Source organism: Variovorax sp. SG517 (genome assembly GCF_013376045.1).
GTDB lineage: Bacteria > Pseudomonadota > Gammaproteobacteria > Burkholderiales > Burkholderiaceae_C > Variovorax.
Genome location: NZ_JABMJG010000011.1, coordinates 1 through 20,098 on the forward strand (window position 1 = coordinate 1; position 20,098 = coordinate 20,098).

Annotated in this window: 17 protein-coding genes; 6 read left to right on the forward strand and 11 right to left on the reverse strand. The window is 68.1% G+C overall.

Annotated features, from left to right (window positions below; genetic code table 11):
* The 6 genes from FHT32_RS28365 to FHT32_RS28390 form a co-directional block, all read right to left on the reverse strand.
* On the reverse strand, positions 1-350 hold a 350-nt coding region (locus tag FHT32_RS28365; protein WP_256099202.1), incomplete at its 3' end, for an SLC13 family permease.
* On the reverse strand, positions 347-1,600 hold the full coding sequence (locus FHT32_RS28370; RefSeq protein ID WP_176667911.1) for an MFS transporter: 1,254 nt from the start codon (positions 1,598-1,600) through the stop codon (positions 347-349). The genes FHT32_RS28370 and FHT32_RS28365, both read right to left, overlap by 4 nt.
* 10 nt (positions 1,601-1,610) lie before the next feature.
* Positions 1,611-2,423, reverse strand: coding sequence for a hypothetical protein (locus tag FHT32_RS28375; RefSeq protein ID WP_176667912.1), 813 nt, complete (start codon positions 2,421-2,423; stop codon positions 1,611-1,613).
* A 149-nt stretch (positions 2,424-2,572) separates the two neighbouring features.
* Complete coding sequence (locus FHT32_RS28380; protein WP_176667913.1) at positions 2,573-3,919, reverse strand: sigma-54 dependent transcriptional regulator; 1,347 nt, start codon at positions 3,917-3,919, stop codon at positions 2,573-2,575.
* Positions 3,904-5,370: a HAMP domain-containing sensor histidine kinase gene (locus FHT32_RS28385; RefSeq protein ID WP_176667914.1), complete on the reverse strand. Its 1,467-nt coding sequence runs from the start codon at positions 5,368-5,370 to the stop codon at positions 3,904-3,906. The genes FHT32_RS28380 and FHT32_RS28385 overlap by 16 nt, the downstream gene beginning before the upstream one ends.
* Positions 5,371-5,560: 190 nt before the next feature.
* Positions 5,561-7,420 carry a LamG-like jellyroll fold domain-containing protein gene (locus tag FHT32_RS28390; protein WP_256099203.1) on the reverse strand — a complete coding sequence of 620 codons (1,860 nt, stop codon included), beginning with the start codon at positions 7,418-7,420 and terminating at the stop codon, positions 5,561-5,563.
* A 157-nt stretch (positions 7,421-7,577) separates the two neighbouring features.
* Here FHT32_RS28390 and FHT32_RS35155 point away from each other — a divergent pair, with 157 nt between their 5' ends.
* Entirely contained in the window at positions 7,578-7,814 is a 237-nt protein-coding gene (locus FHT32_RS35155; protein ID WP_256099204.1) for a hypothetical protein, read from the forward strand.
* A gap of 321 nt (positions 7,815-8,135) precedes the next feature.
* On the opposite strand, the gene FHT32_RS28395 is transcribed toward FHT32_RS35155, so the two are convergent.
* From FHT32_RS28395 to FHT32_RS28410, 4 genes are read right to left on the reverse strand one after another with little or no spacing between them, the layout of a single operon-like run.
* Positions 8,136-9,356 carry an NAD(P)/FAD-dependent oxidoreductase gene (locus FHT32_RS28395; protein WP_176668145.1) on the reverse strand — a complete coding sequence of 407 codons (1,221 nt, stop codon included), beginning with the start codon at positions 9,354-9,356 and terminating at the stop codon, positions 8,136-8,138.
* Positions 9,357-9,378: 22 nt separating this feature from the next.
* The gene (locus tag FHT32_RS28400) at positions 9,379-9,696 is read right to left on the reverse strand and encodes a non-heme iron oxygenase ferredoxin subunit (RefSeq protein ID WP_176667915.1); all 318 of its coding nucleotides are present in this window, start codon (positions 9,694-9,696) and stop codon (positions 9,379-9,381) included.
* A gap of 8 nt (positions 9,697-9,704) precedes the next feature.
* Complete coding sequence (locus FHT32_RS28405) at positions 9,705-10,175, reverse strand: aromatic-ring-hydroxylating dioxygenase subunit beta (RefSeq protein ID WP_176667916.1); 471 nt, start codon at positions 10,173-10,175, stop codon at positions 9,705-9,707.
* Position 10,176: 1 nt separating this feature from the next.
* Entirely contained in the window at positions 10,177-11,442 is a 1,266-nt protein-coding gene (locus FHT32_RS28410; protein ID WP_176667917.1) for an aromatic ring-hydroxylating dioxygenase subunit alpha, read from the reverse strand.
* A 135-nt stretch (positions 11,443-11,577) separates the two neighbouring features.
* Here FHT32_RS28410 and FHT32_RS28415 point away from each other — a divergent pair, with 135 nt between their 5' ends.
* Positions 11,578-12,519 (forward strand): LysR family transcriptional regulator, encoded by a 942-nt coding sequence (locus FHT32_RS28415; RefSeq protein ID WP_176667918.1) that lies wholly within the window; start codon positions 11,578-11,580, stop codon positions 12,517-12,519.
* Positions 12,520-12,532: 13 nt separating this feature from the next.
* Here FHT32_RS28415 and FHT32_RS28420 read toward each other — a convergent pair whose 3' ends face one another.
* Positions 12,533-14,134 (reverse strand): phospholipase D family protein, encoded by a 1,602-nt coding sequence (locus FHT32_RS28420; protein WP_176667919.1) that lies wholly within the window; start codon positions 14,132-14,134, stop codon positions 12,533-12,535.
* Between the two features lie 177 nt (positions 14,135-14,311).
* Between FHT32_RS28420 and FHT32_RS28425 the strand changes: the two genes are divergently transcribed.
* From FHT32_RS28425 to FHT32_RS28440, 4 genes are all read left to right on the forward strand, one after another.
* The gene (locus FHT32_RS28425; RefSeq protein WP_176667920.1) at positions 14,312-16,426 is read left to right on the forward strand and encodes a TonB-dependent siderophore receptor; all 2,115 of its coding nucleotides are present in this window, start codon (positions 14,312-14,314) and stop codon (positions 16,424-16,426) included.
* A gap of 30 nt (positions 16,427-16,456) precedes the next feature.
* Positions 16,457-17,659, forward strand: coding sequence for a PepSY domain-containing protein (locus FHT32_RS28430; protein ID WP_176667921.1), 1,203 nt, complete (start codon positions 16,457-16,459; stop codon positions 17,657-17,659).
* The gene (locus FHT32_RS28435) at positions 17,656-17,862 is read left to right on the forward strand and encodes a hypothetical protein (RefSeq protein ID WP_176667922.1); all 207 of its coding nucleotides are present in this window, start codon (positions 17,656-17,658) and stop codon (positions 17,860-17,862) included. Before FHT32_RS28430 ends, FHT32_RS28435 begins: the two co-directional genes overlap by 4 nt.
* Positions 17,863-17,925: 63 nt before the next feature.
* Positions 17,926-20,088, forward strand: coding sequence for a TonB-dependent receptor (locus FHT32_RS28440; RefSeq protein WP_176667923.1), 2,163 nt, complete (start codon positions 17,926-17,928; stop codon positions 20,086-20,088).
* Positions 20,089-20,098: the final 10 nt, after the last annotated feature.

Here is a 20,098-nt window from a genome sequence, read left to right on the forward strand (position 1 = left end):
ACGTCGTTGGTGACCAGTGCCGAGAGAAAAGCCGCGCTGGCCGTCAGCAGCATCGCGAGGCTGCGCTGGTTGTGCGTGCGCGCCAGAAGGCGCTGTGCGGTGGCCTGCAGCATGCCGCTGCGTTCCACGCCCTGGGTGATGGCCAGCAGGCCGGCGAGCGCGCCGACGGTCTGCCAGTCGACCAGGCGCAGCCAGTCCATGGGCGCGCGCGGGTGCAGGAAGGCGAACAGCACCGCCACGGCGACCAGCACCCACAGCAGGCCGTTGCCGCTGCTTTCTCCTTTGCCGGGTGCGGGAGCATCGCCGGACAGCGGCGCCTGGAGCGTCACCGAAACATGCTCCTTGTTCATGCGGCTGCTCCCCCGAACGTGGAAGCACCGGATGCAACGGCCTTCACGGGGCGGCGAGTCTCGGGCATCGCCAGCGCGAACAGGATCAGTGCGATGGCCGCAATGCCCGCCAGCAGCACGAAGGCCGTGCCGTAGCCCGACGTGTGGGCGACCGCACCCGCCACAAGGTTGCTGAGCGCCGCGCCTAGGCCCACGCAAGCCGCTGCAATGCCCAGCGCGAAGTTGAAATGCCCGCTGCCGCGCGTGAGGTCGCTGATCATCAGCGTGAGCATCACGCCGAAGATGCCCGCGCCCACGCCGTCGAGCACCTGCAGCGCCAGGAGCGCGGCGGGGCTGTCCGCGAGCAGGTAGAGCAGCCCGCGCACCGGCAGGACCGCGAAGCCCACGAGAAAGATCGGCTTGCGCGCGAGCCGTGGCGCCCATCGGCCTACCGCCAGGCCGATGGGAATGGTGACGAGCTGCGTGACGATGACGCCCGCCGACATCCAAAGCGCGCCGGATGCGTCGGCGCGCGAACTTACTTTCTGCGCCACCAGCGTGAGCATTGCGGCGTTGGCCAGGTGAAAGAGAAAGCAGCACAGCAGCAGGACGACCAGGCGGCGGTCGTACCAGCGCCCGGCATGTTCGCCCGGCATCGCGGCGGCATCCACCGCGTCGGCGCCGCGCGCAAGCCGGGGATCGACGTCGCGGTTGCGGATGAGCAGTGCCGCCGCAATCGTCGGCACGGCCATTGCCGTTGCATAGAAGAACATCGCGTGCGCGCCGTAGAAGTGACCCACTGCCCCCGTGCCCAGCGCCCACAGCACCGTTCCCGCGGCCGTGATGGCGGCGTTGCGGCCGATGCGGCCTTCCAGCCCGGCGCGGCCCACCATGCCCAGGCTGATGGCCGCGAGGGCCGGCGCCACCAGCGTGCCCGCGGCTCCGATCAGCGACTGCCCCGCGAGGATCACTCCATAGCCCGGCCAGTTCGCCATTGCCACCAGCGTCAGCGCGATGAGCGCGATCGCTCCCGCGATCCAGCGCGGCTTGTGGCGCGCGCTGTCGATCAGGGCGCCGGCGGGTGCCTGCGCCGCCAGCCCCACCAGCGCCGACACGAACATCACGCTGCCGATGCGCTGCGGGTCCCATGCCAGCGTGCCGGTCATGAAGATCACGAGGAATGGCCCCACGCCTCCCTGGATGTCGGGAGCGAAGAAGGCGAGGGCATCGAGCGCGCGCACGCTGCGCGCGGTGGGAACGGGAGCGGTCATCGCGGCGGACTCAGGAGTTGGCGGCAGGCTGCGGGGCGAACACGGGAGCGGGCACCGGCGGCACGGGTGCCATCGGGGTCATCGGGCCCATCGGAGCCATGAGGTGGCGGTGGTGGGGACCGCGCGGCCCGACAGGCCCGACAGGCCCGCCAACCAGTTCGCGCACGCTGTCCGCGCTCTGGCCCAGGCTCGTCGCCTCGACGGCGCTGCCGTTGGGGCCGCGCGTTCCCCAGCCTTGCGCGAAGAGCTGCGCGCCCGGCTGGAGGATCGATCCATAGACGGCGCCGATGTGCGGCGGGAAGCGCACGATGGACCTGTCGGCCAGGATCACGCCGTGCACGTCGCCGCGGTCGGTGTAGAGCAGCCGCTCGATGCGCCCGCCGACGGACATCGCCGACAGCGCGGCCAGGTCGCGCGGACCCGGGGGGAACATGCCCGGGGCGGGCGGCTGGTCGACCACGGTGCGGCCGCCGGCTTCGAGCGTGAGCGCACGCATGACCGGAACGTTGGGCGCGCGCCAGCCGGCGATGCGCACCGTGTCTCCAGGCTTGAAGATCTGCATCACGCTTGTCGACAGGTGCGGGGGGAAGGCGACCTGCGTGCCGTCGGTCAGGAGCAGGCCGTCGGCCTCGCCGTTGGGGTTGAGGAGCCATTGCGCGACGCGGCCTTGCACCGTCATGCCGGCCTCGGGCGCCAGGGCCGGATGGGGCGGGGGGAACGCGCCCGCGGGAGGGGGCGGTGGCATCTGCGCGAACGCGGCGCCGCCGGTGAGCAGGCCGGTGACCAGGCCGGCGGTGGCGATCAGGGAGAAACGTGGCGTCATGAAAGGCTCCTTTGAAGTGTCAGGTGCCTAAGACAAACCACACAACGTGCCAGCCCGCGTTTCCTTTGAAATCAACGACTTGCGTGAAGCAGGCGGTGCCGGACCGTACGGTCCGGGGACAAGGGGCGTCCGCTTTGCGGACACCCGGCCTATTCGATGCCGTACTGCGTCAGCTTGCGATACAGCAGCTGGCGGTGGATGCCAAGACGCCGCGCGGCCTCGGTGCGATTGCCCTGCGCCTGCGCGAGCGCGTTCTCGATGAGCAGGCGTTCGAGCCGCTCGACCGCGCCGGGCAGATCCTCCTGGAACCAGTCTGCCGGCAAGGCCTGCGCGGGCTCTGCCGGCCGGGCCTGCCCCAGGACCAGGCTCAGGTCCGCACTGCCGATCACGCGGTGCCGTACCAGCGCCTGGCAACGCTCCATCACGTTGCGCAACTCGCGCACATTGCCGGGCCACGGCTGGCTCAGCAGCGATTGCGCAGCCTCCGCGGAGAGAACCTTGGGCGCATCGGGCGAGGCCGCGCGCCGCAGGAAATGCTCGGCCAGCGGAATGACGTCGGCGAGCCTCTCGCGCAGCGGCGGCAGCCGGATCGACAGCACGTCGAGCCGGTACATCAGGTCTTCGCGAAAACTTCCCTCGCGCACGGATGCGGCCAGGTCCCGGTGCGTGGCGGCGACCACGCGCACATCGACCTTCACTGTCTTGTGGCTGCCCAGCGGCGTGACCTCGCCCTCCTGCAGCACGCGCAGGATCTTGGCCTGCACGGCAAGCGCCATGTCGCCGATCTCGTCGAGCAGCAGCACGCCGCCGTCGGCCGCGCGAAAGCAGCCTGCGCGCTCGGTGGTCGCGCCGGTGAAGGCGCCGCGCACGTGGCCGAAGAGTTCGCTTTCGAGAAGCTCCTTCGGGATCGCCGCACAGTTGATCGCGACAAAGGGCTTGTCCGCGCGCGCCGAATGCCGATGCAGTGCACGCGCCACCATTTCCTTGCCGGTGCCCGTCTCGCCGAGCACCAGCACCGGCATCGCGTTCGCCGAAGCGAGGCCGATGCGCTTCTGCACTTCGCGCATCGCGTGGCTGGCGCCGATCAGGTCGTCGTCGCCATCCGTGCCCGTGGAAGCCATTGCCGTGCCCTGTTGGCGTTGCAGCGCCCGGTCGAGGACCTCGCGCACGCCGTCCCTGCTGATCGGCTTGGCGAGATGGTCGAAGGCGCCGAGCCGCATCGCCTCGATGGTGTTGCCGGCACTCGCGAAGGCCGTGAGCACGATCACCGGCGGCACGCGCGCGAGCCTTGCGCTCATGGCTTCGAGCGTCTGCAGCCCGTCCATGCCGGGCATGCGATGGTCGAGGAAGACGGCGTCGAAGCGCGTGCGCGCCATGGTGTCGAGCGCCTCGTCGCCGCTCGCGACGCCTGTCGCCTCGTGGCCCAGGCCCTGCAGCGTCTCGGCCAGCGTGTCGCGGAACGCGTCGTCGTCGTCGATGATCAGGAGGTGCGCCATGGAAGCTCCAGTTCGAAGCGCGTGCCGCTCTCCAGCGCCACGTGGCGCAGGTCGCCGCCGTGCGCCAGCGCCACTTCGCGCGCGAGGGCCAGGCCCAGGCCGGTGCCGTCGGCGCGCCCGGTGGCGAATGGCTCGAAGAGGCTGGACTGCAAGGCTTCGGGCACGCCGCTGCCGTCGTCGTCCACCCGGATGCAAAGCATCTGCGCGTCGTTCGTCGAGGCCGACAGCGTGACGTGTCCGTCCCGGGGCGCATGGCGCACGGCGTTGTCGAGCAGGTTGTCGACGGCACGGGCGAGATGCACGGGGTCGAAGACGGCCTGCGCGGGGTCGGTGTGCTGCAAGGCGGTGTGCACGCCCGCCGCGAGGGCCTTGTCGCCGATGGTCGCGAGGCGCTCCGCGAGCCAGGAATGCAGATCGACCTTCGCCGGTGCCAGCGTCACCGGCTGCACGAGCGCGAGCAGGCTCTGCACCAGCCCGTCGAGCCGGTCGATCTGCCCGACGATCACCCGCAGCGCGTCGCCCTGCTTCTCGGGCGCGGCGGCCAGTGCGTTCTCGGCCTTCAGCCGCATCGTGGCGATGGGGTTGCGGATCTCGTGCGCGATGCCGCCGGTCATGCGGCCCAGCGCGGCCAGGCGCTGGTCGCGGTTGCGCTGCTGCGCGGCCTCGCGCAGGTGGACGCGGGCTTCGTCGAAACGCAGGCGATAGTGGTTGAATCCGTCGACGATGCGGTCGAGCTCGCGCACGCCGGTGCGCGGCAGCTCGGGCATGGCGCCGCCGCTGACGTCGGCTTCCGCGAGCCGCGTCTCCAGCCGCTGCACCTGGCGCAGTCCGCGAAACAGGATGAGCCCCAGCCACAGTCCGGAGGCGAGCACCGCGGCCAGCAATACGCCCAGCCCCACGCGCAGGCTGCCCTGGGCGGCCAGGGCGCCGCCGTTGGTGCGCGTCATGGTCCATGCCACGAGATTCCCGGCCGGCGACGCCAGCGGGCAGGCCGAGACGATCAGCGCCTCGCGGCTGCCGCGCACCACGTCGGTCTGCGGTGCCTGGGTGCGTGCGGCGAGCTGGGAGAGCTCGACGATGAGCGGCTGCTCGGCAGCGGGCACGTCGCGCTTGACGCTGCTGCCTTCATAGGTGGGGTAGGCGTAGGCCAGGAGCCCTGAATTCGTGCCCGCGCCAGCCTGCCATACGCCGCCTTCGACGTGCGGAGCCTCGATGAGCACGAGCTGCAGCAGCACCTGCAGCAGATCGACCTTCGGCTCGGCGGCGCCGGTGGCGGCCTTGGCATAGCGCGCCGCAATCGCCTGGCAGGACTGCTCGGTGGCGGCCCGGCCCGCTGCGACCTGGGCACCGGCGCTCGCGCGGTAGAGCGTGAGCATCACCACCGCCAGTGCGGCGCAGACGCTGAACAGCAATACCCAGAAGAAGACAAGTTGGCTGCGTAATGACTTCATTCGTCCGGCGACGCGTGGACATGGGTTCCTCGAAAGTGCGAGCGGGCGCAGGCGCGGCTGGCACAAGACACGGGTCGAGTATGCCTCGCGGTCTGGAACGCGGATGCCGATGCGATGCCGCTGCTGAATGCGGCAAGGCCGGCGTGCTCGCAGCGAGCAGGCCGGCCTCGGCAGGGATCGGGCGCTCAGGTCAGGATGCGCGGGCCGTCAGCCACTTGTCGGATGCGAGGGGCGCACCGACGATGCGCATCTCGCCGATGCTTCCAAGGAAACCTGTCGACATGTTGCCGGCCCACTGGCCGCAGCCGATGGCCAGCTGCTGCGTGGGCGCGACGAACTGGATGCCCTGCATGTTCGTGTTGTTCCGCAGCACAGGCGCTCCCTCCACGTACATCGTGGTCGCGTACGACGCTGCCGGATCGTTGACGATGGCGACGTGCAGCCACTGGCCGGCCGATACGCCGCCTGACCAGCAGGTGAGGTTGGTCGCCTGGCTTGTCGGCGCGACCTCCCACTGGAATTCCATGAGGTTCGAGAACGCGAACATCAGCGCGCAGTCGCCATCGTCCGATGCGAAGCCGGGCAGGTTCGATCGCGCGCCCAGGCGATAGAGGATGCCCATCCAGCCGTTCTTCGTCGCGTCGAAACCGGGGTCGATGTACACGAAGGCCTCGATGGTGTAGCCCTTGGGGAAGGTCTCCACGTTCAGCGCCGAGGCCTGGTCCGTGGTGAAGTAGGTGAACCTGGTTTTGGTGGCGTTCAGGAAGCGCAGGCTGCCGGGCGCGGCCGACAGCGGATGGTGGCTTTTCGACCAGGCCAGGTCGCCGGACTGTCCCGCCCACGTGTTCACCGAGATCGGGTTCTTGCCGCCGGGTGCGACGTCCGCGATCTGCTGCCCGGGCTGATAGGGAAAAAGCTGCCCCTCCACCGCCGACGGATTGAAGAAGCGCCAGTGCGCGAGCGTGTCGTCGACCTTCGGGTAGTCGTCGGGGCCCGTCGGAAGGGCGGCCGCCTTCTGCGGGGGCTGGCTGTAGTTGGTCAGGATGAGCTTCTTCGCCGCCTCAGTCAGGCTGCCGTCCGCCGACCCGGTGGGCACGGAGAAGCCGGGATTGAAGGATGAAAAGCGCTGGGCGAAGTCGATGTCCAGCGTGAACGACTGGTTCGAATCCGACAGCCACGCGGCGTCGAACTCGTTGAGCGTCGCGGCCGGCTTCAGGGGCACCCACGGCGAGAACGAGCTGGCGACGATCTTCTTGTTGGTCAGGTCGAACTCGAACATGCGCATGAGGCCGTTGCCGCCCATGTAGGCCATCTGGTAGTCCACCACCATCAGGTGCACGTCGTTGCCGCGGGAGTTCTTCTTCGTGCTGATGCACGAGCCGTGGTAGTGGCCGCTGATGGCCATGAAGATCTGGTCGTTGTCCTTGATCAGCTTGTCCCACATGTAGTTCGAGTAGGCGGTGTCCGCGGCGGTCTTGCCGTCGCTGCCGATGCCCACCAGCTGGTGATTGACGAGGATGACCGGGATCGTCTTGTTGGCCTGGATGACCTGGTTGGCCCAGGTGATCGCGTCGTCGGACGCGCGCCACGACATCGAGAGCACCAGGAACTTGTTTCCCTCGGCCTGGAAGACGTGGTATTCGTGGAAGCCGGAAGAGTGCCTTCCTCCGAAGGTGGCCTGCTGCTTCGCGCGGTCGGCGGGAAACACCTGAAGGTAGGGCTCGAACAGGCCGACACGGTGGCTGCCGCCATCCTGGTAGCCGTCGTCATTCGCGAAGCCCGTGACGCCGACGCCCCAGTCGGGGCCCCACTGCATGTCGGAACCGATGGCGCCCACGTCATGGTTCCCGGCGCAGATGGAGTAGGGCTGCTTGGCGGCCTCGAGCACCTGCATCGCCTGGCTCGCAAGCTCCCATTCCTTCGTGACCTGGCCGTTGCCGAGCTGGCCGTTGCCCACGAGGTCGGTGGTGGGGCTCCAGGGCGTCGAGTTTTCAGCCGTGTAGTACCACGACTGGTCGACGATATCGCCCAGGTGGATCGTGAACGGCATTTTCAGCTGGCCGGCATTTTGCGCGATCCATTGCGTCTGGGATTTGAATGGATTGTCGAATCTGGGATCGATGCTCGCATACAGCTTCTGATAAAGCCCATGCATTTTTTCCGAGGCATACCGGGGATAGAACTGGGTGTCCGGGAGCACGGAAATCGTGAAGCTGGATATTTTCTGGGCTGGAGTGCCGGATGCCGCGGGCGGCGGTGCGCTGGCGGGCGAGCCCGCCGGTGTGCCGCCCGTTCCCGTGGCTGGAAATGGAAATGCGCCGGCGCCATTGCTGCCGCCACCGCCGCAGCCGGGCAGCGCGGCCGCCGCCACGCCCGTGAAGGAGCCTGCCAGCATCAGTTTCAGCAATTCGCGGCGCCTGTTTTCCGGGACGCACGCCAATTGATGGAGATCGATATTTTCGTTGTCGAGGGGAATATGTTTTTTCATGGCATCTGAATTCGGAATTCATCAAATTCTTTTTCCGGCATTCGAGCTGCCGGAAAATATGAACTTTATTGACCGAATATGATGCTTTTGTGAATTGATTGCCGCGCAAATTCGAATATTCGGGCGCTATTGCCTCAATATTCGGGGTAATCGCGCAATGCAATTCCGGCGACCTGGAATTGAGCTGACGAGCGGCTGACCGGACGGCCCGCGGCGGAGCAATTCGGCGGACTTCGGCGCGCCGCCGCCACGTTTGCGAAGCTTTCCCGCAGGCTGCTCAGAGCCTGGAAAGCGGCAGCTGCATGTCGGCGAGCTGCTGCGGATCGACGCTGGTGCCGCGTTCGATCAGCCGCCGCGCAAAGCGCAGGTCGCGCGCCGAATTCGGGCCGAGCGCGGCGGCGACCTTGCAGCCGTCGATGAAGAACATGACGAAGCTGTCGCCCTGCGGGTCGCCGCGCATCACCGCCTGGTGTTGCGGCGCCGGCATGCCGAATATCTGGAGGTTGATGCCGTACTGGTCGGACCAGAACCACGGAAGCGGCTGGTGGTTCACCTCGATGCCGAGGGCGGACCGCGCCGCCGCAATGCCCTGCTCCTGGGCGTTCTGCCACGATTCGAGCCGCATCCGGCGGCCGGCGCGTTCGCAATGCCAGACGGCCACGTCGCCCGCCGCGAGGATGTCGGGGTCGGAAGACCGGCACTGCGAATCGACCAGGACGCCGCCTTCGCACGCGAGCCCCGCTTCTCGCGCCAGCTCGTCGTTGGCGACCAGGCCGATGCCGGCCAGCACCAGGTCGCAGGCCAGCGTTCGCCCGTCGCTCAGCGTCGCCCTCAGGCTCTCGCCATCCGCACCTTGTTCCAGCCGCTCCATGCCCGTGCCCAGCTCGACGCGAACGCCGCGCGAGGCGTGGAGCCGAAGCAGGTAGCCGGAGACTTCCGGCGGCACGGTGCGCTCGCACAGGCGCTCCATGGCCTCCACGACCGTGACATCGAGCCCTTTGCCGCGGGCTGTCGCCGCGACTTCCAGGCCGATCCATCCGCCGCCGACGACCAGCAGCCGCTTGCCCGAGACGAGCGCCGCACCCAGCGCGGCGGCGTCGTCGATGCTGCGCAGCGTGAACACGCCGGGCAGGCCCGCGCCGGGAATGGCCAGCCGCCGCGCCCGGCCGCCGGTGCACAGGATCAGCTTGTCGTACCGCACGGTCTCGCCGTCGCTCAGGTGCAGTTGCTTCGTCGTCCGGTCGATGCGCGTCGCACTCACGCCTGGCCGCCAGTCGAGGTTCAGCGCATCGAAGGCTTCGGGCTTCTGCAGGTGCGTGGTATCGGCCGGTGCTTCTCCGGCGAGCACCGACTTCGACAGCGGCGGGCGCTCGTACGGGCGATGGCGTTCGTTGCCGACCAGCACGATCCTGCCGCCGAAGCCCTCGGCGCGCAGCGTCTGCGCCGCCCATCCGCCGGCCTGGCCGGCGCCGACGATCGCGATCGTGCCGTCTTGCATGTGCATGGCTTTGCGCTGCGGCTCAGCCCAGCGAGAGGAACACCCGTCCGCCCTCGATCTTCACCGGGTAGGAGCGGATCGCCTCGGTCACCGGCGCGCAGGCGGGCGCGCCGGTGCGCACGTCGAACCTGCCCTGGTGCAGCGGGCACTCGATCTCGTGGCCTTCGAGAAAGCCTTCGCACAAGCGGGCATGGCCGTGCGTGCAGATGTTGTCGGTGGCGTAGACGCTGCCCTCGACGCTGTAGAGCGCGACCTCCCTGCCGGCCACGGAGACGCCGATCACGTCGTCCGCCGGCACGTCGTCGAGTGCGGCGGCATCGGTCCATTGCAGATCACTCATGGCAGTCCTCAGATCGGGTAGATGACGGAGTTGGGGATCATCTCGCTGTCGTAAATGACCTGGCGCGAGGCGAACTTCAGGCCCTGTTCCGTTCGCACGACGACGTCGATGTAGCGGCCCACGCTGAACACCGTCGAGAGCTCCGAGAGCTTGGTGCGGAAGACCGCATAGTTGGCCTCCGACTCGATGCGCCCCGGCTCGGCCTTCAGCACCACCGGCGCGCCCACCACGTGGCGCTGGTAGTACGGGTCGTGGAAGAGGGTCTCGCGGATGCCGTAGACGCGGTCCTTCAGCATGCCCTTGCTCTCGAAGGACAGCGTGGCGAGCGGAAAGCCGCGTTCGTGGTTCTCGCGCGGCTGCAGGCGGTAGCTGCAGTCTTCGGTGAAGAACTCGGGCCACAGCTCCCACTGGCTGGAACTCACCGCATGGGCATAGCCGGCATAGAGCTGCGAGAGCTCGAAGTATTCTTGGAAGTCCATCTCAAGCCTCCATCACCTTGCGCCAGTACTCGTACATGCCGCGGATCAGCGTCTCGGTGACCATGTGGTCCGTGTCGCCGACCTCGCGGCCGCCGAGCTCGGCCAGCGTGCGGTGGAAGGGCTTCTGCTCGAAACCCTTCTGCGAGAGCTCGATTACCTCGCCGTCGTCGGCCGAGACGAAGCCCGCGGGGCCGAAGAGGTTGGCCTGCCGCAGCCGGCGCTGCGTCATTGCCTCGGTGTCGTCCTCGAAGCCGAAGTGCGTCCACACGAAGTCGAAGGCGCCGGGGCCGCTGGGCTGGATGTGCCGCGTCGAGACGCTGTTGACCTGCTGCTGCAGGATCACGCTCGGGAAGAGCGTCATCATCACCGCCGTCGGGCCGCCCCACCAGGGCTCGGGCACGATGTCGAGGAAGCGGGGGTCGTTGAGCTGCATGCTTTCCTTGAAGCTCGACACCTGGGTCACCTGGTCCGCCTTGCCGCTCGCGCCGCGCGTGGAGATCATGGCCGCGTGGCGGTGGTGCCGGTCCATCTTCAGCTCCGACTTGTTGTCCGCGCGCCAGAGGCCGAAGGTCACGAACCAGGTGTGCAGCAGGCCCGGGTGGTACGGGTCCTTGATGTTCTCCTGCATGAGCTTCCAGTTGCCCGGAATGCGCTGGCGGTTGTAGCCCAGGATGGTGAGCTTGCGGCCGTTGAAGAGCCGGTCGAAGTAGCCCAGGATCTCGGGGCCCATGAAGTCCTCGAGCGACTCGACCTCGGGGTCGAAGGCCGCGAAGACCACGCCGCCGCGCCGCGCCACCTTCAGCTTGTTGAGTCCGTGGTCGGCGGTCTTGAAGTCGGCGGGCATGCCGCCGTTGACCTTGCCGTCCTGCTTCACGCCGCGGCGGAAGGGCACGCCCTGCAGGTCGCCCGTGAGCGTGTAGTTCCACTGGTGATAGGGGCAGGTGAAGCCGCCTTCCTTGCGGTTGCCGTGCCGCTCGCGGCAGAACTGCATGCCGCGATGGGCGCACACGTTCTCGACGACGCTGATGGAGTCTTCCGCGTCGCGCACCATGATCACCGAGCGCTCGCCCACCACGGTTCGCTTGAAGTCGCCGACCTGCGGGATCTCGGCCTCGAGGCCCACGTAGCTCCAGTGGCCGCGGTAGAAGAAGCGCTCCAGCTCCTGGCGGTGCTGGTCGGCCTCGGTGTAGGCCATGAAGGGAATGCGGCTGGTGCCCTGGCTTTCCCAATGGATCTTCCGGGGGAAGACCGCCGATGTGTCGTCCATGTTCTTGTCTCCTGTGCTGCCCCTTTGGGTGAGGCAGCGTCTCGTGGGTGCGTCGATGATCCCCATTCGGGCGTCATCGCTCAATAGAATGTGATCAATAGTTCATATTGATTTCGAGAATGTAAGACGACGCGCATGGAGCTCAAGGACATCGATCTCAACCTGCTGGTCGTCTTCCAGCAGCTGCTCGTCGACCGCAGGGTCTCGAAGGTGGCGAGCAGCCTGGGCCTCTCGCAGCCGGGCGTGAGCAACGCGCTCGCGCGGCTGCGCAAGCTCACCGACGACCCGCTCTTCCTGCGCACGCCCGGCGGCATGGAGCCCACGCCCTACGCGCAGCAGCTCGCCGAACCCACGGCGCGTGCGCTGCAGGTGATCCACGCGGCGATCAACAGCAAGGCCTCCTTCGATCCGGCCACCTCGAAGCGCGCCTTCACCGTCGGCATGACGGACATCGGCGAGATCTACTTCCTGCCCAGGCTGATGAAGGAGATCGCGAGGGTCGCGCCCCACGTGTCGCTCAGCACCGTGCGCAACACGGCGGTCAACCTGCAGGACGAGATGGAGGCGGGCCACGTCAACCTCGCGATCGGCCTGCTGCCGCAGCTGAAGGCAGGCTACTTCCAGCGCAGGCTCTTCAAGCAGGACTACGTGTGCGTGTTCAGGCGCGGCCATCCGCTGGACGGCCGCAGGAAGGTGTCGCTCGATGACTTCTCGGCCGCCGAGCACGTGGTGGTGATCTCGGCGGGCACCGGCCACGGCAACGCGGACGAGTTCCTGGACCGCAAGAAGATCGTGCGCAAGGTGGTGCTGACGGTGCCGCACTACGTGGCGGTCGGCCACATCCTGCACGACTCGGACCTCGTCGCGACGGTGCCCGAGAAGCTCGCGCAGGCGTTGGCCGGGCCCTTCGGCCTCTCCTACGTGCGCCATCCGGCGAAGCTGCCGGAGATCGCGATCAACCTGTTCTGGCACGGCCGCTTCCACAAGGACCCGGCGATCGGCTGGCTGCGCTCGCTGATCGTCGGGCTGCACGGGGAAGGTGCCGCGGCGCGGGGGCCGGGCAGCAGGGACGGCTGATCCCGCAGCCGATCTACAGCTGGTCCGTCGGCACGAACCACGAGAACAGCAGCAGCTGCAGCCGCGTCAGCATGCTCGAATCGGGTTCGCTGTCGAGCACCTCGTTGTCGATGTCGCCGGTGCCCACCCACTGCACGTTCTGGCCGTCGGGCTTGAGGGTGACGCGGTAGACGCCCTCGATGTCGTCGAGCTGGTAGGCGAAAAGCAGGGCCTGGGTCAGGTCGAAGCTGCGCACGCGCACGCCGAACTCGGTGTTCAGCCGGGCGGAGCGCGGGTCGAGGTTCATGGAACCGAGCAGCACCCACTGCCTGTCGACCAGCGCCAGCTTGGCGTGCAGCCGCCCGCGCGCCTTCTTGAGCAGCGTGCGGAACTGGTCGCTGCGCTTGAGCTGCTGCGTGCTCACCTCGTAGAGGTTCACGCCCAGCTTGAGCATGTCGACGCGGTAGCGGTTGTAGTTGATGTTGACCAGCGGCTCGTCGCTGTCGGCCAGCGAATTGGTGATGACGGTGATGCTCACGCCGAGCTCGCGGCCCATGCGGATGCGCTCCATGCCCTCGTCGCCCGGAATGAAGTAGGGCGAGATCACCACCACGCTCGAGCGGGCCGTCGCCAGCATCTCGTGGAAGCGCTGCGCGAGCGGTTCGACGGGGTGGGCCATCACGCCCAGCGCCTTGTTGGGGCTGTCGGCGGAGGCGTGGGCCTCGGCGCGCATCCACTTGGCCTCGCCGATGTTGGCGAGCTGGGTGCCCAGGGGCGGGTCGCCGAGCACGTCGGAGACCGGCAACGCATCGGGCGGCGGGGCGTGGGCGGGGGAGGTGGCTTCCTCGAAGTCGTCCTTCAGCGCCTGCGGCGTGCGGCTGGTGCCGGCCACCCGCTGCAGGGGGTAGACCACGTCGCTGTTCCAGTAGGTGTCGAAGATGGCGGCGGATTCGGGCACCACGGGGCCTGCCAGGAGCAGTTCGAAATCGATGAAGTTCGCGCTGTCGCTGCGCAGGAAGTATTCGTCGGCAAGGTTGCGTCCGCCCGCGATGGCCATGGCGCCGTCGGCCACGAACAGCTTGTTGTGCATGCGGTGGTTGAGCCGGCGGAAGTCGGTGAAGAACTCCAGCCAGCGCCCGGAGGAGTGGTCGCGGGCGTTCACGAAGGGATTGAAGAGCCGCACCTCGGCATTGGGCTCGGCGGCCAGGCCGAGCAGCAGGCGGTCCATGCCGGCCGTGTAGAAGTCGTCGAGCAGCAGCCGCACGCGCACGCCGCGGCGGGCGGCGTTGCGCATCTCGCGCAGCAGCAGGCGGCCGGTCTTGTCGTTGCCGAGCTGGTAGGTCTGGATGTCGAGCGACGACCTGGCGCGGCGCATCAGCTCCAGCCGGGCATCGAGCGCGAATGAGGCCTCGATCAGTGGCCGCATGCTGCTCAGGCCGTCGGGCGGGGTGTTGAGGTCAATGGCCGCTCGGCCCAGGTCGGTGGCCGGCGAGGCCGCGATGGCCAGCGTGGGCGGTTCGGGCGTGCGCGGAGGAAGGCCGGCGCAGCCGGTGAGCGCAGCGGCAGCCAGGAAGGCCATCAGCCGCAGAGCCGGACCACGCAGAGCGGGAAACAGAAGGGCGATGAGCTTGAGCATGAGGGCTGCCGACGCACGGGGAGCGTGCGGGCGGCATCGTAGCCGCTTCGCCTTCGCGCAGAAGACGCAATTTCGCAACGCAACGCCCTTCGCTCAGGGCGGTGATTCGGGGAAGCGGAAATTTGTCACGCCTAAAATGCGAATCGTTCTTATTAATTTGTAGAGGAGCGGAGCGGGATGAAGAGGTTGGTGGCGCGGCGCAAGGCTGCATCGGTGCTGGCGGGATGCCTGGCGATCTATACACAGCAACAGGTGCTGGCCCAGGCGACGAACGAGGCCTCGCTGCCGGAAGTGCGGGTCGATGCCGGGGCCGAGACGGCGACCACGCCGGTGATCGGCTACCGCGCGAAGAATGCGGTCACCGCCACCAAGACCGACACGCCGCTCGCGGAGACGCCGCAGTCCGTCACGGTGGTCACCCGGGACCAGATGGTCGACCAGGGCGCGACCAACCTGCAGGATGCGCTCACCTACGCCGCCGGCGTGCGCTCCGACGCCTACGGCATCGACTCCCGCTCGGACGGCTTCCTGATACGCGGCAGCGAGCCGACGATCTACCTCGACGGACTGCAGACCTACTCCTCCGGCTGGTACACCGCCACCGCCCGGCCCGACCCCTACACCCTGGAGCGCCTCGAGGTGCTGCGCGGGCCCGCGGGCATGCTCTTCGGCGCGGGCAATGCCGGCGGCGTGGTCAACATGGTCAGCAAGCGGCCCCAGCAGGAGGCGTACCGCGAAGTGGGCGTGCAACTCGGCTCCTTCGGCCGCAAGCAGGTGCAGGCCGATTTCACCGGCCCGCTGACGGCGGACGGCGACTGGTCGTACCGGCTGGTGGCGCTGCAACGCAAGGCCGACACCCAGGTCGACTACGTTCCGGACGACCGCTCGCTCATCATGCCGTCGCTCACCTGGCGGCCGAACGCCGCTACCTCGCTGACGCTGCAGGCCCTGTGGCAGAAGGACAAGACCGGCAGCACCGCGCAGTTCTTCCCGTGGCAGGGCACGATCCTGCCGAACATCAACGGCCCGCTGCCGTCGAGCCGGTTCATCGGCGAGCCTGGCGACGGGTACGACACGGAGCGCAAGACCTTCGGCTGGCTGTTCGAGCACAAGTTCGACGACCGGTGGACCTTCCGGCAGAACTTCCGCGCGTCGCGCACCTTCAACGACTCGCACTACCACTACGCCGATTCCTTCTCGGTGCCTGGCGGCTGGTCGCTCGACCCGGTGGGCCAGCGCATGCTCGGGCGCTACAACGACAAGTCTCTGGCCTGGACCAGCATGTCGGGCATCGACAACCACGTCGAGGGCCACTTCGACACCGGCGCGGTGCGCCACACGCTGCTCGTGGGCGCCGAGTACTCCCGCCAGCGCCAGGACAAGACCGAAGGCTCGGTGTACAGCGCCATCGATGCCTATGCGCCGGTCTACGGCATCGGCTACGTGCCGGTCACCGAACTGGCGCGCAAGCCCCGCACCACGCAGCGCAATGCCGGCATCTACGTGCAGGACCAGATGAAGTGGAACAACTGGATCTTCGTGGCCGGATTGCGCCATGACCGCAGCACGGCTGGCACGGCGGGCAGCGCATCGGAGACGACCAGCGCCACCTCGCGCCGCCTGGGCGTGATGTACACGCTGCCTTCTGGCTGGTCGCCCTACCTGAGCTACACCGAATCCTTCACCCCCCAGGCGGGCACCGACGTCGACGGCAAGCTATTCAAGCCGCTGCGCGGCGAGCAGGTGGAAGCCGGCGTCAAGTACCAGCCCCAGGGCTCGCCCACGAGCTTCACGGCCTCCGTGTACTCGCTGAAGGAAAAGAACCGCACGGTGTTCGACCGCACCAACCCGGACTACGGCCGGCAGGTCGACGCGACGAAGAACAAGGGCGTCGAACTCGAGCTCAAGACCACCCTGGCGCGCGACTTCGACCTCATCGCCAACTACACCTACATCGACGTCGATCACAAGCTCACCGACACGCCGCGCAACCAGGTGTCGGTGTGGGGCAAGTACCGCTTCTCGATCGCGGGCGTGCCCGGCTTCTCGGCCGGCGCCGGCGTGCGCTACATGAGCGGCTTCCGCGACGTGGACGGTGCCAGCGCAGGGCCGTACGTCTCGTCGGTCGCCCTGCTCGACCTGATGCTGGCCTACGAGTCGGCCAAGTGGCGCTATGCCCTGAACATCAACAACGCGACCGACAAGACCTACTTCAGCACCTGCCTCGCGCGCGGCGACTGCTGGTACGGCGCGCGCCGCAACATCGTCGCCAGCGCGACCTACCGCTTCTAGAAACCTTTTCTTCGACAGAGCAGCCACGACATGAACAGCCGAAAGATCAAGACCTGGGCCTGGGTGCACAAGTGGAGCAGCCTCGTGTGCACGGTGTTCATGCTGCTGCTGTGCATCACCGGCCTGCCGCTGATCTTCCACCACGAGATCGGACACCTGCTGGGCACCGAGGTCGAGGCGCCGAAGATGCCGGCGGACACGCCGCGCGTCAGCCTCGACCGCGTGCTCGAGGTGGCGAAGGCCAGGCACCCCGACCGGGTGGTGCAGTTCGCCTCGCAGCCCGAGGACGACGACGGCCTGTGGTTCGTCACGCTCACGCCCACGCCGGCGCCCACGGACGACTTCAAGTCGGTCGCGGTGGATGCGCGCACGGGCGCGGTGCTCGCGCAGCCGAAGTTCGACGAGGGCTTCATGTACGTGATGTTCAAGCTCCACGTCGACCTCTTCGCGGGGCTGCCGGGCAAGCTGTTCCTCGGCTTCATGGGGCTGCTGCTGCTGGTGGCCGTGGTCTCGGGCGTGGTGCTGTATTCGCCCTTCATGCGCAAACTCGAATTCGGCACGGTGCGGCGCGAGAAGCGTCCGCGCCTGAAGTGGCTCGACCTGCACAACCTGCTGGGCATCGTCACGCTGGTGTGGGTGTTCGTGGTGGGCGCCACCGGCATGATCAACACCTGGGCCGACCTGGTCATCAAGTACTGGCAGTACGACCAGCTCAGCGCGCTGCTCACGCCCTACAAGAACGAGCCCGTCGTGGCGGTGAACGAGCGCGCCTCGGTGCAGCGCTCGATGGAAGTCGCGCTGCAGGCCGCGCCCGGCATGAAGCTGTCCTTCATCGCATTCCCCGGCACCTCGTTCTCGAGCCCGCACCACACGACCTTCTTCCTGCGCGGCAACGAGCCCTTTACGTCGAAGCTGCTGCAGCCCGTGCTGGTCGACGCCAAGACGGCCGAGGTGACCGCCTCGCCCAAGCTGCCCTGGTATCTGTGGGCGCTGCTGGTGTCGCAGCCGCTGCACTTCGGCGACTACGGCGGCATGCCGATGCAGATCATCTGGGCGCTGCTCGACATCGCGACCATCATCGTGCTGGGCAGCGGCCTGTATCTCTGGCTCAAGCGGGGCAACACAGTGCCTTCGGCCTCCAGGAAGGCGAAGGAGCACGATGAGCGGCAGCCGGCCGAGCCCGTCGGCGTCGCGCAGCCAGAGCCGGCCGCGGCACTGAAGGGCCAGGCATGAAGCAGCAGCATCACGGTTTCTGGCACATGTGGGGCTGGCCCGTTTTGCTGGGCGTGCTCACCACCTTCGGGCTGATCTCGGCACTCTTCAGCGATGGCGGCCTGGGCGACATCCTGGCCTGGATCGCGCTGGGCATTCCGTGCCTGGTGTGCATCTGGTACGGCTGGTGCAGGAAGCCGGCCGACAAGCCCGGCGAGTCCTAGTTTTCCCTGAGAGTCGCGCCACTGCGACACGCGCGGCTGGCGCGCCAAAGCAGAATCGGCGCGATGAAGAATCTCGCGCCCGTCGCATTCACCGCCGCCGGCTTTCTCCTCCTGATCGCTGCGCCGCCGGCCGCACGGGCGCAGCAGGACCAGCCTTCGACCGACCCGGGTGCAGGCAGCAGCAACGGCGCGAGCCTGCGCGAGATCACCGTGACCGTGCCCCGCGGCGAGGTGACGCCATTCAACGTGCCCGGCTCGGTCGACCGCGTCGACGGCAGCGAGATGCGCGACAGCCGCCTGCAGGTGAACCTGTCCGAAGGCCTCGGCGCGGTGCCGGGGCTGCAGGTGCAGAACCGGCTGAACTACGCGCAGGACCTGCAACTGTCCATCCGCGGCTTCGGCGCGCGCTCGACCTTCGGCGTGCGGGGCGTGCGCCTCTATGTCGACGGCATCCCCGCGACCCTGCCCGACGGGCAGGGCCAGACCTCGAACATCGACATCGGTTCACTGGATCGCGTCGAAGTGCTGCGCGGGCCGTTCTCTGCGCTCTACGGCAATTCGTCCGGCGGCGTGGTGCAGGCCTTCACCGCTTCGGGCGACGGGCCGCCGCGTCTGTCGTATTCGCTCGCGGGCGGCAGCTTCGGCACCTGGCGGCAGTCGCTGCAGCTCAGCGGATCGCAGGGCGCGGTGGACTATCTGTTCGACGCGAGCCGCTTCCACACCGACGGCTGGCGCGAGCACAGCGCCGCGAAGCGCGACATCGCCAACGGCAAGCTCGGCATCGCGCTGGACAACGGCGACAAGCTCACGCTGGTGTTCAACAGCGTGCGCATCGACGCGCAAGACCCGCTGGGCCTCACCGCCGACCAGTACGCCCTGGCGCCGCGCAACGCGCCGCTGGCCACGCAGTACGACACCCGCAAGACGGTCGAGCAGACGCAGGCCGGCCTGCTCTACGAACATCGCATCGATGCCACGCAGGGACTGCGGTTCATGGTCTATGGCGGCCAGCGCAAGACCACGCAGTTCCAGTCGATCCCGCCGTCGGCGCAGCAGAACCCGTTGCACGCGGGCGGCGTGATCGACCTTTCGCGCCAGTACGGCGGCATCGACCTGCGCTGGAACGCCGCGCTCACGCTGGCGGGCCGGCCCTTCGACATCGTGGCCGGCCTGGGCTACGACAGCCTGCGCGAGAAGCGCCGGGGCTACGAAAACTACCTGGGGCCGGTTTCGGCGCCCGTGCTCGGCGTGCAAGGTCGGCTGCGGCGCAACGAGCTCAACGAGGCCTGGAATCTCGACCCCTACGCGCAGGCCACCTGGCGGCTCACCGACCGCTGGACGCTGGAGGCCGGCGTGCGCCGCAGCAGCGTGCACTTCGATTCGCAGGACCGCTACATCGTCGGCACGAACCGCGACGACAGCGGTAGCGCGCGCTACAGCAAGACCCTGCCCGTGGCTTCGCTGCGCTACCAGGCGACTCAGGACCTCGCGCTCTACGGCTCGATCGGCCGCGGCTTCGAGACTCCGACGCTGAACGAACTCTCCTACCGAGCCAACGGCGCGAGCGGCCTCAACTTCGCGCTGCGGCCATCCGTGAACGACAGCATCGAGATCGGTGCCAAGGCGCGGCTCGCCGGAGGACTGCTCACGGCCGCGCTGTTCCAGACCCGCACGCGCGACGAGATCGTGACGGACACCAACGTCGGAGGCCGCGCCACCTTCCAGAACGCGGGCCGCACCAAGCGCAACGGCTTCGAGCTCGGCTGGCAGCACGAGACCGCGAACCACTGGCGCACTCAACTGGCCTACACATGGCTGGACGCCACCTACCGCGACGCCTTCTGCTCGCCGTCACCGTGCGCCGCTGCGAACAGGGTGGCGGCGGGCAACCGCATTCCAGGCATCGCGCGGCAGTCGCTGTTCGCGTCGCTGGGCTGGGTGCCGCCCGAAGGCTGGCGCGCCGGCATCGAGATGCGCGCCCTCGGCCGCATCCAGGCCAACGACGCCAACACCGCGAGCGCGCCGGGCTATGCCGTCGCGGCGGTGTATGGAGGCTATCTGAAGAAGTGGGAGCGCTGGGAATTCAACGCCTTCGCGCGCGTCGACAACTTGTTCGACCGGCGCTACGTGGGCTCGGTGATCGTCAACGAAGGCAATGCGCGCTATTACGAGCCTGCGCCGGGCCGCAACTGGACGGTGGGGCTGAGCGGTGCTTACCGCTTCTGAAGCCCCACCA

What these genes read in the sequence shown, in the direction of transcription:
- FHT32_RS28370 (WP_176667911.1), bottom strand. Translation starts at nt 1,600, where the DNA reads ATGACCGCTCCCGTTCCCACCGCGCGCAGCGTGCGCGCGCTCGATGCC.
- FHT32_RS28375 (WP_176667912.1), bottom strand. Translation starts at nt 2,423, where the DNA reads ATGACGCCACGTTTCTCCCTGATCGCCACCGCCGGCCTGGTCACCGGC.
- FHT32_RS28380 (WP_176667913.1), bottom strand. Translation starts at nt 3,919, where the DNA reads ATGGCGCACCTCCTGATCATCGACGACGACGACGCGTTCCGCGACACG.
- FHT32_RS28385 (WP_176667914.1), bottom strand. Translation starts at nt 5,370, where the DNA reads ATGAAGTCATTACGCAGCCAACTTGTCTTCTTCTGGGTATTGCTGTTC.
- FHT32_RS28390 (WP_256099203.1), bottom strand. Translation starts at nt 7,420, where the DNA reads ATGCCGTTCACGATCCACCTGGGCGATATCGTCGACCAGTCGTGGTAC.
- FHT32_RS28395 (WP_176668145.1), bottom strand. Translation starts at nt 9,356, where the DNA reads ATGCAAGACGGCACGATCGCGATCGTCGGCGCCGGCCAGGCCGGCGGA.
- FHT32_RS28400 (WP_176667915.1), bottom strand. Translation starts at nt 9,696, where the DNA reads ATGAGTGATCTGCAATGGACCGATGCCGCCGCACTCGACGACGTGCCG.
- FHT32_RS28405 (WP_176667916.1), bottom strand. Translation starts at nt 10,175, where the DNA reads ATGGACTTCCAAGAATACTTCGAGCTCTCGCAGCTCTATGCCGGCTAT.
- FHT32_RS28410 (WP_176667917.1), bottom strand. Translation starts at nt 11,442, where the DNA reads ATGGACGACACATCGGCGGTCTTCCCCCGGAAGATCCATTGGGAAAGC.
- FHT32_RS28415 (WP_176667918.1), top strand. Translation starts at nt 11,578, where the DNA reads ATGGAGCTCAAGGACATCGATCTCAACCTGCTGGTCGTCTTCCAGCAG.
- FHT32_RS28420 (WP_176667919.1), bottom strand. Translation starts at nt 14,134, where the DNA reads ATGCTCAAGCTCATCGCCCTTCTGTTTCCCGCTCTGCGTGGTCCGGCT.
- FHT32_RS28425 (WP_176667920.1), top strand. Translation starts at nt 14,312, where the DNA reads ATGAAGAGGTTGGTGGCGCGGCGCAAGGCTGCATCGGTGCTGGCGGGA.
- FHT32_RS28430 (WP_176667921.1), top strand. Translation starts at nt 16,457, where the DNA reads ATGAACAGCCGAAAGATCAAGACCTGGGCCTGGGTGCACAAGTGGAGC.
- FHT32_RS28435 (WP_176667922.1), top strand. Translation starts at nt 17,656, where the DNA reads ATGAAGCAGCAGCATCACGGTTTCTGGCACATGTGGGGCTGGCCCGTT.
- FHT32_RS28440 (WP_176667923.1), top strand. Translation starts at nt 17,926, where the DNA reads ATGAAGAATCTCGCGCCCGTCGCATTCACCGCCGCCGGCTTTCTCCTC.